The organism is Reyranella sp., from assembly GCF_050185545.1.
GTDB lineage: Bacteria > Pseudomonadota > Alphaproteobacteria > Reyranellales > Reyranellaceae > Reyranella.
In genome coordinates this window covers 40,349-52,856 of record NZ_JBFWZI010000028.1, presented here as the reverse complement: position 1 = coordinate 52,856, position 12,508 = coordinate 40,349, and the positions used below count along the sequence as shown (strand labels likewise).

General features: G+C 66.9%; 11 protein-coding genes. 2 read left to right on the top strand and 9 right to left on the bottom strand.

All coding sequences use genetic code 11. The annotated features are described in order from the left end of the window. The coding region (locus tag AB7O82_RS10790) for an enoyl-CoA hydratase/isomerase family protein (protein WP_428619354.1) at nt 1-425 on the bottom strand (425 nt) is incomplete at its 3' end. A gap of 157 nt (nt 426-582) precedes the next feature. Between AB7O82_RS10790 and AB7O82_RS10785 the strand changes: the two genes are divergently transcribed. Beyond that, nucleotides 583-1,392: a sugar phosphate isomerase/epimerase family protein gene (locus tag AB7O82_RS10785; protein WP_428619351.1), complete on the top strand. Its 810-nt coding sequence runs from the start codon at nt 583-585 to the stop codon at nt 1,390-1,392. A 78-nt stretch (nt 1,393-1,470) separates the two neighbouring features. Here AB7O82_RS10785 and AB7O82_RS10780 read toward each other — a convergent pair whose 3' ends face one another. The 6 genes from AB7O82_RS10780 to AB7O82_RS10755 form a co-directional block, all read right to left on the bottom strand. Beyond that, nucleotides 1,471-2,568, bottom strand: coding sequence for a phosphotransferase (locus AB7O82_RS10780; protein WP_428541444.1), 1,098 nt, complete (start codon nt 2,566-2,568; stop codon nt 1,471-1,473). An 89-nt stretch (nt 2,569-2,657) separates the two neighbouring features. Next, nucleotides 2,658-3,596 (bottom strand): amidohydrolase family protein, encoded by a 939-nt coding sequence (locus AB7O82_RS10775; protein WP_428541447.1) that lies wholly within the window; start codon nt 3,594-3,596, stop codon nt 2,658-2,660. A 209-nt stretch (nt 3,597-3,805) separates the two neighbouring features. Next, entirely contained in the window at nt 3,806-5,089 is a 1,284-nt protein-coding gene (locus AB7O82_RS10770; RefSeq protein WP_428541483.1) for an amidohydrolase/deacetylase family metallohydrolase, read from the bottom strand. A gap of 332 nt (nt 5,090-5,421) precedes the next feature. After that, on the bottom strand, nt 5,422-6,792 hold the full coding sequence (locus AB7O82_RS10765; protein WP_428541450.1) for an NAD(P)/FAD-dependent oxidoreductase: 1,371 nt from the start codon (nt 6,790-6,792) through the stop codon (nt 5,422-5,424). A 33-nt stretch (nt 6,793-6,825) separates the two neighbouring features. Further along, nucleotides 6,826-7,998, bottom strand: coding sequence for an NAD(P)/FAD-dependent oxidoreductase (locus AB7O82_RS10760; RefSeq protein WP_428541453.1), 1,173 nt, complete (start codon nt 7,996-7,998; stop codon nt 6,826-6,828). Between the two features lie 50 nt (nt 7,999-8,048). After that, nucleotides 8,049-9,053, bottom strand: coding sequence for an Ldh family oxidoreductase (locus AB7O82_RS10755; protein WP_428541456.1), 1,005 nt, complete (start codon nt 9,051-9,053; stop codon nt 8,049-8,051). 70 nt (nt 9,054-9,123) lie between these two features. Here AB7O82_RS10755 and AB7O82_RS10750 point away from each other — a divergent pair, with 70 nt between their 5' ends. Continuing rightward, on the top strand, nt 9,124-9,972 hold the full coding sequence (locus AB7O82_RS10750) for a TIGR03619 family F420-dependent LLM class oxidoreductase (protein ID WP_428541459.1): 849 nt from the start codon (nt 9,124-9,126) through the stop codon (nt 9,970-9,972). Nucleotides 9,973-10,253: 281 nt separating this feature from the next. On the opposite strand, the gene AB7O82_RS10745 is transcribed toward AB7O82_RS10750, so the two are convergent. Together AB7O82_RS10745 and AB7O82_RS10740 are read right to left on the bottom strand one after the other, a co-directional pair. Beyond that, nucleotides 10,254-11,381, bottom strand: a complete 1,128-nt coding sequence (locus AB7O82_RS10745; protein WP_428541462.1) for a mandelate racemase/muconate lactonizing enzyme family protein — start codon at nt 11,379-11,381, stop codon at nt 10,254-10,256. Nucleotides 11,382-11,404: 23 nt separating this feature from the next. Further along, a complete protein-coding gene (locus tag AB7O82_RS10740) occupies nt 11,405-12,412 on the bottom strand; it encodes a C-terminal binding protein (protein WP_428541465.1) in 1,008 nt (335 codons plus the stop codon). Between the last annotated feature and the right edge of the window lie 96 nt (nt 12,413-12,508).

The following is a 12,508-nucleotide window of genomic DNA, read 5'->3' as shown; positions in this document are numbered from 1 at the left end:
GGCTGTCCGGCCAAGTCCGCCGAGCGCATTCCCACCGTCGATGAAATGAAGTCGTCCTCAAGTCCTTGCCCCAGTGAGGCTTGCGCTTCTCGACGAAGGCGAAGGGCCCTTCCCTGCAGTCGGCTGAGGACCGTCGACACGAGATCGACGGCGGCCGCCGCGCCCTGGCGGTAGCCGCTGTCGATGTCGCGCCCGAACGCTGCCTTGCCAAGACACATCAGCTCGGGCGACTTGCCGGCGAAGACGACGGCGAGCTCACGTGCGCTCGACAGCTCCTTCTCTTCCGGCGCGAGGCGGCTCACCAGACCAAGCGCCATCGCCTCGCGCGCGTCGAACACACGGCCGGTGAACAGCAGGTCGAACGCGCGACAGCGACCCACGATGCGATGCAGATGGTTGAAGTGGATCGAATCATCTCGATTCATCTCCTGGCAAGGCGTTTCGCCAGCGTCCCGTGGAATCTATCATTGCATGCGCATCGCGGGCTGGTATCGCCTGGAAGCGCACGAACGTCGCCTGTTCCGATGGGAGGAAAGTCGTGGGATAGGTCCGGCAATAGCGCGACGAGCCCTCTTTCCGATTGTGTTGGGGCTGTCAACGGCAACGCTCCCGCAGTCGCCGACGCCCTGGCTCGCCGGATTGCAGCTCTACACCGTGAGGGAGCCGCTCGCCGCCGACATCGACCGCACGCTGAGAGATATCGCCGACCTGGGCTATCGGGAGGTCGAGACTGCCGGCTTCGCCGCCGCAGCGATCGACGTGCTCCAGGAGAAGCTGCATCGGTTCGGGCTCACGACTCCGTCGATGCATGCAGGCTACGACGACCTCCGACAAAATCCCGATGGCGTCGTCGCCCAGGCCGCGATACTCGGATCGACCTTCGCCGTCTGCCCTTCGATCGACGCCGATCAGCGGCGGACCCTCGACGATTGGAAGCGCGCCTGCGAAACACTGAACAGAGCCGGCAGCATCCTCCGCCGCCAGGGCGTGACTCTGGCCTATCACAACCACGACTTCGAGTTCGTTCCGTTCGAGGATGGGACGACGCCCTTCCAGCTGCTGACGAGGGAGTCCGATGCGGGCGACGTCAAGCTCGAGCTGGATGTCTATTGGCTGGCCAAGGCGAGCCTCGATCCCGTCCGAAGTCTGGTGGACGCCGGAGGTCGGGTCGTGCTGGTGCACCTGAAGGACCTCGGCCGCGACGGATCGACGGTCGAGCTCGGCGCCGGCATCCTCGACATCGAAGCGATCGTCCGAACGGCCTTGCTCGCCGGCGTAAAGCATCTGTTCGTCGAGCAGGACGATTCGCCAGCCCCATTGCGAAGCATTGAGACCAGCCTTCGGTTCCTCGAGCGTCTCTCGCCTGGCGTGAGGCCGCGATCAAGACCGTAGAAATGCGTGCGCCCGTAATCGACTTTGCGCCGGACGCGTTCCGCTCGGCCGGGTCAGCCGAGCGGAACTTGCTACAGGTCACCGCGGCAGCAAGTCGCCAACCTCCAGTTGGGAGACGGCGGCGTCGACGCGCCGGGCAATGGCGCGCATCGCGTTCAGCCCGCGCTCGTTGCCGACGTCCATGCCGCCCGTCGTGTAGATCGCGACGAACAATCCGCAGAGCACGGCGAAGCGATAGGCGTTCCAGCAATCCTCGAACGTGAAGCCCTGGACGCCCGACTGCAGCAGGGTGTCGTGGTAGCGATGCAGCAGATCCTTCTCCGCCTTCTGATGATAGGCGAGCGGCATGCTGTTGCAGACGAGGTAGGCGACGTCGTAGAGAGCGCCGCCCTTGCCCGAAATCTGCCAGTCGACGGCGGCGACGCCGTCCTGTCCCAACCCTGCGCCGAACATCAGGTTGTCGGCGCGGTAGTCGCCGTGCAGCAGGGTCCGCCAGCTCGACGAGATCTGCTTGACGGCGCGGGCCGCCACCGGCGCCAGCCCTTGCGCGACCTTCCTGGTGTAGGGACTGTAGCAGTCGCCACAACGCTCGAGCGCCGGGCCGAGGAAGCCCTGGTAGCCGGCCTGCACCGCCGCGCCGTAGTCGGGGTTGGCGAAGTCGAACAGCGTCTCCAAACCCGGCCCGTCGACCTTGCCCCACCAGGCGCCATGAAGGCGCGCGAGCGCGGTGACAGCCGCTTCGGCCTGGACCGGCGAGAGGCCCGCGATCTGGTCACCGTGCGTGACATCGCGCAGATCCTCGAGCAGCAGCACGAAGCTGTGGTCGCCCATGTCGAGATCGGCATGGAGCAGGCGCGGCGTGCGAATGGGCGAATGCTGCGCCAGCTTCGTGTAGAAGGCGACCTCGCGCGGGTAGAAGTAGAGCGCGCGGGCGACGCCGAGATTGGTCGGGTCGGCGGTCGGGAACTTGCCGACGACGGTCGCGGGCGCACCATTGCCGGGCTTGTCGTACTCGAGGGAGAGGCGGGCGACCTCACCCATGATGCCGACACCCGTGCCGACATCCGTTGCGGTCACGCCGACAATCCGGGACCCGCGCAGCACGCCGTTGCCGCGCAGCACGCCATCGAGCCAACCCGGCTGCACCGAAGCCGCGTTTTTCGGCCATTCGCCCATTGGAGCCTCCCTGTCGTCGTTTCCTTGGATCGTGCCACACCATCGCGCGGCATAGCCACGTCTCTCTCTTCCGGGAGGCCGGATTCGGGTCAGAGCCGATAGGTCCGGACGGCGTTGGCGAAAAAGATCCCGTCCCGCTCGTCGGCGGTGCAATCATCGAGCGCGCCCACGACGGCATCGACGATCGCCCCGTAGCCGGTCCACAGCTTCTCGATCGGAAAGTTGCTGCCGAACAGGCACCGCCCGGCGCCGAACATGGCGACCGTCTCGCGAATCACCGGCGACCATGCCGCGGCGTCGCATCGATGGATGAAGGTGCCCAGCCCGGAGAGCTTCACCACGACGTTCGGACAATCGGCGAGCCGTCGCATGCCCTCGCGCCACGTCGCCCAGCCGTGCTCGCTGTGGTCCTCCAGCATCCCGGCGTGCAGCAGCACGAACGTGAGATCACCGAACGCGCCGGCCAGGCGCGCCGCGTCCGCCATCTGGCTGGTGAACACCTGCAGCTCGAACAGCAGACCGCGATCGGCGACGGCGCGCAGGCCTCGGCGCCAGTCTGCCTCGTTCATCAGCGCCGGCTGGGGGGCAAAGCGATACGCCGGATTGTCGTGCCAATGAAGCTGCTGGCGGATGCCGCGCAGGCCGCGATGACAGCCCATCGCATCCAGCGTCGCGGCGAGCGAGTCCGATTGCAGATCGGCATATCCCACGAAGGCATGGGGGAAGCCGTGCCGGTCGGCGACCTGCTGCACCCACGCCGCCTCCTCCAGCTCGCCGCCCGGCGGCCAGTTGGTCTGGACATAGACCGATCTCTCGACGCTGCAGGGCTCGATATCGGCGAGATACTCCTCGATTGGATAATCGCGCCGGATCGCCTCGTAGGGTCCGAAGATGCGCGGCTGCATCGGGCCTTGCAGCCAGGCGAGGTCGGCCTGTCGCCAAATGTGATGATGGGCATCGACGATGCGCACGGGCCTTGGTGCGTTGGGCAACTGGCGACCGGATCTCGGCGCGCGCTTCAGGTTCATCGCGCAAATGTAGCGGCGGCAGTTCGGCTCGTCTGCACTTCACAGTGGGCAAGGTGGCGGCTGATCTTCGCGCCGGTGGCAACCCGGACGTCGCCAGGCGAGCGGGCGAACTGGAGAAACCCGGCGGGGCAGCCTGAGCCGCAGGGAGCGACCGCCTCCTCCCTGCGCCGGAGGGAGGCGCCGGCGCCCGCCCCCCTTCGACGCGGCCGTCATGCCGCCTCGGCCATCACCGCTGTCGGCAGGATCGGGGCATCGGCATCGAAGCGCTTTCCCGCGCGCAGGCAGAATGCCGGGCGCAGCAGGCGTTCGGCGACCACGCGCGTATCCTCGTTGTCCTGCAGCACGAAGCGGCCGGTCAGATCGTCGAGCACCGAGATGTCGGCCTCGACGCCCGATCGCAGGGTGCCGATCTCGTCCTGCATGCCGAGCATCGCCGCGCAATTGCTGGTCACCATGGGCACGACCTGCTCGAGGCCCAGTCCCAGGGCCAGCATGCTGGTCATGGCAGACGCGAGCGAGAAGTTCTGCGCCCCGGCGAACAGGTGCATCTCCTCCTTGTCGGGATGCGTCTGCGGTGTGCCCTTGGGCTTAGGCACCGTGGTGTTGTAGCCGTGCATGTCGGCACCCAGCGTATCCGGAACGACACCGGCTTCGAGCACCAGCCGCGCCATATTGAAGGAGAAGTGCGAGCCGTGCCCGACGTCGGTCTTGAGCCCGCGCGCCAGCACCTCGCGCACCACCGGGTGCAGCTTGCCCTGATGATCGACAAAGCCACCGGGATGGCGCGTGAACGGGTGCGCCAGGATATCGCCCGGCCGCAGGATCTCGAGCATCTCCGGCAGGATGGCGTCGGGATCGTAGGGATGCCGGTCCTCCGGCAGGGGCCAGAGCTGGCCGAAGTGGATGTAGAGCGGGAGATCGAGACCGCGTCCGATCCTGGCGGCCTGGCGCATCGCCTCGCTGCCCCAGCGCGTGAAGCCGCCGATCTCGGCATGGCCCTTCACGCCGCGCACGAGATCGGCGTTCTCGCGGCCGGCGCGGATCGTATCGTCCACGGCGATGCAGTCGGGCCGATAGAGCTCGGGGTAATAGTGACCTTCCAGGCCGCCGACCATGTAGGCGGAGATGAAGGCCAGCACGCGTGTCGCCGCTTGCTTCACGACGTACTCGCGAAAGCCCGGAAAGGTCAGCACCGAGGGGCCACCCTGGTCGACCACCGTGGTTACGCCCGAGCGTATCCCGACCATGTCGGCGTCGAGCCCGAATCGACCGCTGACATAGCGATAGACATGGGCATGGGTGTCGATCAGGCCGGGCAACACGAGCTTGCCGCGAACGTCGATCGTCTCGCGCGCCGGCCCCGCCAGCGTCTTGCCGACGGCGGCGACACGCCGGTCGCGGACCGCGACATCGAGCAGGCCATCGAGCCCCTGTGCCGGATCGATGACACGACCGCCGCGCAGGACGAGATCATAGGGAGCGAGTTGCACGATTCCTCCTTGGAATTCCGGCGACAGGACGCCGGACCCCTCCCGTCATCCTGAGCAAGGCGCTTTGCGGAGCAAGCGCCGTAAGCGAAGGATCCTCGTCGTCACACATGCCAGGCACGCCCTGGCAACCGGCGATGAGGTCCTTCGCCACGCTCCGGGCAACAGGATCCGCTGCAGTCACAATTTCTCACCAGCCATCCGTTTGGAGGCCCAGGCCTCACGGTGTGCAAGTCCCGTGCCGCCTCTCCCCCCACTTCCCCAGGGCCTTCGCAAATGACAAGAAACCCGTCCATGGGGCAATGTCACGACCGGCGTCCGGCCGTGACGCGCCGCACCTAGAGGACGCCGGTACTCTCGCTTTCGAGCAACGCCTTCATGAGGCGACTGTCGTGATGGCGCTCGAGTCCGAGGGAAGGTGCGAACTCCGGAAGCGGATCGCCGCCTATCCACCCGGCGATCAGAGATCCCGTCGCGCACGCCGCCATGGTTCCGAAACCGGACAGCGCTCCGGCAACGAACCAGCCCGGAGGACCCATCGGTCCGATCAAGGGCCAGTTCTCCCGGGTCATGGTATAGTAGCCGCCATAGTACGACAGGCGGGAGGGCAGCTGGCCGTAGTAGCCCTTGAGGCCCGGATTGAGACGGCTGGCGCCGTGCAGGACGATCTCGGGAAAGTTCGAATTGTAGGGAAGATCGTCGCCGACCTTCGATGGTGTCGTGTTGAATGCCCAGCCCAGCTTGACCCAGGTGCCGTGATCGCCGCCCTCGGGACGGCAATGAATGGCGCCGGGCATCCTTCCGGTAAGCCAGGCGGTGGCGGGATCTTCGGCGAGAAGCTCCCTCTCCTCGGGGCTCCAATCGATCTGCTGGTCGTCGAGATCGATCGAGAAAGGCATGTGACGGCTGATCGCCTTCAGCGTGTCCTCGAAGGCGATCTTCTGCTGAAACACGGTGCGCACGGGCAGGCTTTGCCCGACCAGCCCGGCGACATCATCGACATGCGGACCGGCCGCATTCACGACCACGTCAGCAACGACCGTTGACGCACCCGATTCGCCACGGACGGCAAGGGCATGGGGGTTGGTCTTGACGACCTCCACCACCTTGCCCCGCACCAGCCTCCCGCCGCACTCGCGAACCTTCTCCAGCATGTAGCTGCCCATCTGCTGGCCGCTGATGTCGCCGGCGCGCCTGATGTGAAGGATGGTCGCGACCGCCTCGTCGAAGCCCGGGAAGTGGGCGGCGATCATGGCGCGGTCCTGGATCACGTCGACGCCGTCCGGTGCGGACTCCCAATCGGCCGAAAGGGCTGGCTGATACCGGCCCGCGGATCGCTTCCCGTGGATCCGGATCTTGCCGGCGGCTTCCGCGCCATATCCCTCGTGGAGCTGCTGGATCAGCGCGTCCGGATGGGCTTGCCGCGTCGCCAACGCATAGCCGCGCCGCGTCAAGTGGAGCCGGTTGCCGCTGTCGCGCGCGATCTTCTCCATCAGGTCGATGCTGTGGTCGGTGAAGGCGGTCATCACCCTGTGCGGCCACCAGTTGCGATAGTTCTCGCCCGACACCGCCGACGTGAGGCTCATGGGCGCCAGCGGATCGATCACGACGATGCGCAGCGCACGGCCGGACAGCGCGAGGTAGTACGCGCAGGCGATGCCAACGATGCCGGCGCCGATGACGGCCACGTCGGCATGTTGTGTCCTCATCGCTCGTCCCCGTCCATGCGATCGACCTTCGCGCTAGAGGATGCCCTGCTCCGCATAAGGCTCCTGCCGGGCAATGCGGCGCCAGCCGAGGCGCGTGAGATCGAGAGTCTCGAAGCGACCCTTCAGGATGAGCTCGGCGATGGCTCTTCCGGTCGCCGGAGCATGCATCAGCCCGTGCCCCGAAAAGCCCGCCGCCAGATAGAAATTCTCGCACACGCCTTCCCACGGCCCGATGATCGGATTGCCGTCGAGATCGTTCTGATCATAGAGGCCGGGCAGCGTATTCCGGCACTTCGTTCGCTCGAACTTCGGGAAGCGATGGGCCAGCGCCGGCCAGACCACCTCCTCGAAGTAGCCGTGGTCGGTATCGAAGTTGTAGCCGCGCGGCTCGGCGAGCGTCGGCACGCCACCCGAATAGCCCTCGCCCTCGGGCCGGAAAGCCAGCCGATTGAGGTCCTTGACATAGGGCAGCGGCTCGATCGGCTCCTCGCATTCGAAGTAGTGCTCGAAGCGGCGCAACGGGGTGATGGGGATTGCCTGGGAGACCATCCCGCTGATCAAGGGCGACCAAGCTCCCGCGGCATTCACCACATTGTCGGCCTTCAGGATCGTCCCCGACTTCAGCGTGACCGAGCGGACCAGATTGTCCTCCCGCTCGATTGCCACGACCTCGTCCTGGATCAGCGTCGCCCCCAGGGTGCGCACCTTGCGGCGAAGGGCCATGAGCGCCGCATAAGGATCGATCCAGCCGTCATCGAGGGAATGGACTGCACCGGCGAGGTCCGCCACCGCCATCGACGGGAAGCGCGCCTTGAGCTCCCCTGGTTCCAGCCAGTCGACGTTCACGCCGTGCTGCCTTTGGCGTTCGTAGTTGCGTCGCAGGTTGGCGACCCCAGATTCGGGAACGATGAACAGGTATCCGCCCTTCCGGAAACCGATGTCGGCCTTCTGCCCGTCGACTGCCATCAGGTCGGGGAACCGCTCATAGACCGGGATGCTGGCGTTCGAGAGCTCGATGTTCTCCGGCAGCGCGAACAGCCGACGCAAACCGCCGGACGCCCGCGGCGTCGACGCCAACGAATAGGCCGCATCCCGCTCGACGACGCCCACCCGGCAGGCGCTGTCCATCGTCCCGAGGGAATAGGCGACCGCCAGGCCGATCGCGCCGCCACCGACGACGACCGTGTCGTACGATGTCTGCCCCATGGTCACTGCTCGGGCCTCTCCCCGCCAAAGGACGCCATAGCCATGAGACGCTACCCTCCCCCCGCTTCTCTTTCGAGATAGGCGTGCATGGCGGGCGCGACGTCGATGCCATCTCGTTCGGCGACCCGCCGCCGCTCGTAGCGCAGATCGGCGGGCAAGCGGGCGGTCCCGGCATCGTGCAGATGCGCGACGAGCCGCTCGACCCGGTCCAGGAAGGCCGCGCCGCCGAATTTCTGCGGATCGATCAGAAGCAGGAACTGGCCGGCATTCGAGGTCAGCGCACCCGGAATCGAGCCCGATCCGTCTTCGAAGCCGAATCTGGCGCCACCAAGCGCCGCCGTCAGGATCTCGATCATGAAGGCGAGCGAGCCGCCTTTGACGCCGCCAAAAGGGAGCAGCGCGCCGCCCTCGAGCACCGCGTCGGGATCGACCGTCGGCTGGCCTTGTGCATCGACGCCTACCTTGTCCGGCAATTGGCCCTTTGCCGCCGATACCAGCAGGACGTCGCCCTGGGACATGATGCTGGAAGCCTGGTCCCACACGACCGGCGGCCTTGCCTTGCGCGGGCAGGCGAACGCCATGGGGTTCGTTCCGAGGACTTTCCTGGTGCCTCCCCACGCCACGATGCGACTGCGCGTGTTGACCATCGTGAGGGCAACCAGGCCGTCCCCGGCGAACGGCTCGATGTCGGGCCACAGCGCCGCAAAATGATGTGAGTTTCGCGTTGTCATCACGGCACAGCCGGCGTGGTTTGCCATGGACCGGATTGTCGGGGCGGCATGCTCCAGCGCAACCTGGGCAAAACCATTGCCCGCATCGACCTCGAGAGCGCCGGATCCACGCTCGTGCAAGATCGGGATGGCCCGGCCGTTGACCCATCCTGAGTCCAGGCTGCTGAGATAGCCGGCGAGTCGCTGCAGACCATGGCTACGACTGCCATCGCGTTCCGCTGCAACGATCGTCCGGGAGACGATGCTGGCACTTCCCTCACTGAGGCCGTGCCGCATCAGGACCAACGTCACCAGTTCGGTAAGGGCTTCTATGGCAATCTTCATCGAGGGGCCAATGTAGCCCCTCGTTGTGCCGAGCGTGTAGGCTGTTGGTCAATCGTCCCGGAGACCTGCAATGCGCTACGGCAGCCCCATTCCGATCACGGCCTTCCCCGACTTCGACGCAGTCAGGGACTACGTCCAGACACTCGATGGCGAAGGTTTCGACTTCACATCCACCGCCGGCCACGTGCTGGGCCAGCCCTCCGGCACCAATCCGCAGCGGCCGGACCGGCAGTATGTCGGGCCGTTCTACGATCCGATGGTCACCTTCTCCTATCTCGCCGGCGTGACGCGCCGCATTCACTTCATGACCGCCATCCTGATCCTGCCGGCCTGGCCGACCGCGCTGGCTGCCAAGCAGGCGGCCGAGCTCGCGATCCTGAGCCGCGGACGCTTCGAGCTCGGCATCGGCATAAGCTGGAATGCCGCCGAGTATCGCGCCCTCGGGCAGGACATCCATGGCCGCGGGATGCGGATCGAGGAGCAGGTCGCCGTGCTGCGGTTGCTCTGGTCGCAGCCCTACGTCACGTTCGAGGGCCGCCATCACACGCTCGACAAGGTCGGCCTCAATCGCACCGCCGTTCCCCCCATCCCGGTCTGGATGGGCACCGAATCGGGCGAGAAGGCCCTGCGCCGCGTGGCGCGCATCGCGGACGGCTGGATGTCGCTGGGTGACCCCCTCCCCGACATACCGCGCCTGCAACAGTACATGCGCGACGCCGGGCGCGATCCCTCCCAACTGAAAGTGCGTGGACCGCTCATCCTCGGCGATGACACCAGGGCAGTGGTCGAAAGGGCGCGGAAAATGGCGGCGGCGGGCGTAACGCACATCAACCTTGTCGCGCCACCCGACCGCGAGCCGCGAGCCGCCTTGCCGGGCATCGTCGCCGCACGGAAGGCGTTGGCTCAGTCGCTCGGTTGACGCCTGCGCCGACCCATTCGTTCGCCGTAGACGACCTGGGCGACATGCAGCCTGTTCAGCCTCGGGGCATTCGCATGTTCCATTTTTCTCCGTCATCCCGAGCGAAGCCGCCCGATTGGGCGCTGTCTACAGCGCCATTGGCGGCGCAGTCGAGGGACCTTTCTTGCTGATGCCGCAACAAGAAAGGTCCCTCCACTACGCCTCCCTTGGACTGCGCTCAGGGCGGGCGCTACTCACTGCCCCGGTCGGGATGACGGCCTCCTTGATGCGAATGCCTACGCTCAGCCCGTCACGTCGACACGACGCCGCGCCAGCATCGCCTCGTCGACCACCAGGCCAAGCCCCGGTCCCTCGGGCACCACCATGCATCCGCCGTCGGGCCTGGGAGCGTTGACGAACGTGTCGGCGGACCGCGCCCAGCCGTCGGCCAGCTCCGCCGGCTTGCTCGCGTGCATGACGGTCGAGAGCACATGCAGGTTGGCTGCGTTGCCGATGGCCGGCTGGGTCTGGTGCGGCACGAACTCGACGCCGTGGGCGTGGCAGAGGGCGACGCATTGCATCAGCCCAGTGACGCCGCCCATCTTCACGATGTCCGGCTGGACCATCCTGACCCCGCTGTCGATCAGCGCCGCCACCGACTGCAACGTGTACGACTGCTCGCCGGCCGATACCGTGATGTCCAGCCGTTGCGCGACCTCGCCCATCGCCTTCTGATGGTAGTACTCCACGGGCTCCTCGAACCAGACATAGCCGAGCTCCTCGAGCGCCCGCCCGACCCTGATCGCCGCGCCGACGGAGTAGCGGTTGTTGGCGTCGAACGCCAACGGGAAGTCGTCGCCCACCAGCTTGCGCACGGCCCTGGCCTTGGCGATGTCGCCCTTGATGTCGCGATCGATCTCCGAGCGCGTGCCGTCCCAGCGGATCTTGATGGCCGACGGCTGCTCCGCCCTGAGCCGCGCCTCGACCGTCTTCACCACGCCGTCGACGTCGCGGGCGGCGTTGCCGCCGATCGAGGCATAGAACGGGATGCGGGTGCGCCACGCGCCACCCAGCAGTTTGTGGATCGGTTGGCCGAATGCCTTGCCCTTGAGGTCCCAGAGCGCGATGTCGAGCGCGGCGTAGGCGCCGGTCACGATGCCGTCGGGGCCGAGCTTGATCAGCTTGTGGAGCAGGCGATCGAGGATGACGGCATGGTCGAGCGCATCGGCGCCGATCAGCGCCGGCGCCATGTCGCGTGCGATGACGAAGAGAGACGCCACGCCGCCCTGCATCGGTGACGCCTCGCCGAGGCCCACGAGCCCGTCGGCATGAACGGCGACGACGGCGGTCGCCGTGCCGGAGGCCGCCTCGGCCGGCCGGACGACATCGCCCCAGCGCACCAGGAATGTTTCTACCTTGTCGATCTTCATGACGGCCTCGCGGGGACAGGGGCTCAGAACATCTCCGGCGTGATGACGTTCTGCGGCCGTTCTCCGACCAGCGCCGCGCGCATGGTTTCGGCCGCCTTGAGCCGGGTGTCGTCCCAGGCCTCGGGGGTGAAGAAGGCGGAGTGCGGCGTGACGATCAGGCGCCCCTCGCACCACGGCTCGCGCGCGCGGTAGGCACGCAGCAGCTCGGGGATGGGCTCGACCGGCGGCTCGACGGGGATGACGTCGAGCCCGACGCCGGCGAGATGGCCGCGCTTCAGGAGGTCGGCCAGCGCATCGACATCGACGATCGGCCCGCGCGCGGTGTTCACCACCACGCCTCCCTTCGGCATGCGCTCCAGCATGGCGCGCGAGATCATGCCGCGCGTCTCCGGCGTCAGCGGCGCGTGGATCGACAGCGTGTCGGTCTGCTCCATCAGCGCCTCCAGCGAGCGCACGCGCTCGACGCCGACGCCGAGCTCGGTGCCATTCGGCATGTACGGGTCATAGGCGACGACGCGGAACTGGAAGGCCTTCGCACGCAGCGCCGCCGCCGTACCGATGCGGCCGAGGCCGACGATGCCGAAGGTCTGGACGCCGTTGCGCCGCAGCAGCGGGTCGCGCACGTAGCTCCAAGGCGCGGGCTGCGGCCGGCGCTGCGCCTCGAGGTGGAGCGCGATACCGCGGCGCAGCGACAGGGCGAGCGCCAACGCGTGATCCGCCACTTCGGTGGTGCCGTAGTCCGGCACGTTGCACACCATTACCTTCCGTGCGGCGGCCGCCTTGCGATCGATCTTGTCGTAGCCGACGCCCATGCGCACGACGCAGGCGAGCCTCGGGAACCTGGCGAGATGATCGGCGGTCACCGCGTGCCTCATCACCATCAGGCCGTCGATCTCGGCGCAGTCGCGCTCCTCGAGCTGCGACAGGTTGGCGACGTTGCGCCACACCACGCGCACGTCCGACCCGAACACCTCGCGCTCGACCTTGTCGTTGTCATAGAGCTTCTCCGCATAAAGCACCGTCTTGACCATGGCCTGGGCATCTCCTCCGTACTGCGGCGCATCCTAGCAGGCGTCGACTGCATCTCCAGGCGGCGTGTCATCCAATTCGAATGGGCAATTCCAATG

What these genes read in the sequence shown, in the direction of transcription:
- AB7O82_RS10780 (WP_428541444.1), bottom strand. Translation starts at nt 2,568, where the DNA reads ATGGGCGAATGGCCGAAAAACGCGGCTTCGGTGCAGCCGGGTTGGCTC.
- AB7O82_RS10775 (WP_428541447.1), bottom strand. Translation starts at nt 3,596, where the DNA reads ATGAACCTGAAGCGCGCGCCGAGATCCGGTCGCCAGTTGCCCAACGCA.
- AB7O82_RS10765 (WP_428541450.1), bottom strand. Translation starts at nt 6,792, where the DNA reads ATGAGGACACAACATGCCGACGTGGCCGTCATCGGCGCCGGCATCGTT.
- AB7O82_RS10760 (WP_428541453.1), bottom strand. Translation starts at nt 7,998, where the DNA reads ATGGGGCAGACATCGTACGACACGGTCGTCGTCGGTGGCGGCGCGATC.
- AB7O82_RS10755 (WP_428541456.1), bottom strand. Translation starts at nt 9,053, where the DNA reads ATGAAGATTGCCATAGAAGCCCTTACCGAACTGGTGACGTTGGTCCTG.
- AB7O82_RS10750 (WP_428541459.1), top strand. Translation starts at nt 9,124, where the DNA reads ATGCGCTACGGCAGCCCCATTCCGATCACGGCCTTCCCCGACTTCGAC.
- AB7O82_RS10745 (WP_428541462.1), bottom strand. Translation starts at nt 11,381, where the DNA reads ATGAAGATCGACAAGGTAGAAACATTCCTGGTGCGCTGGGGCGATGTC.
- AB7O82_RS10740 (WP_428541465.1), bottom strand. Translation starts at nt 12,412, where the DNA reads ATGGTCAAGACGGTGCTTTATGCGGAGAAGCTCTATGACAACGACAAG.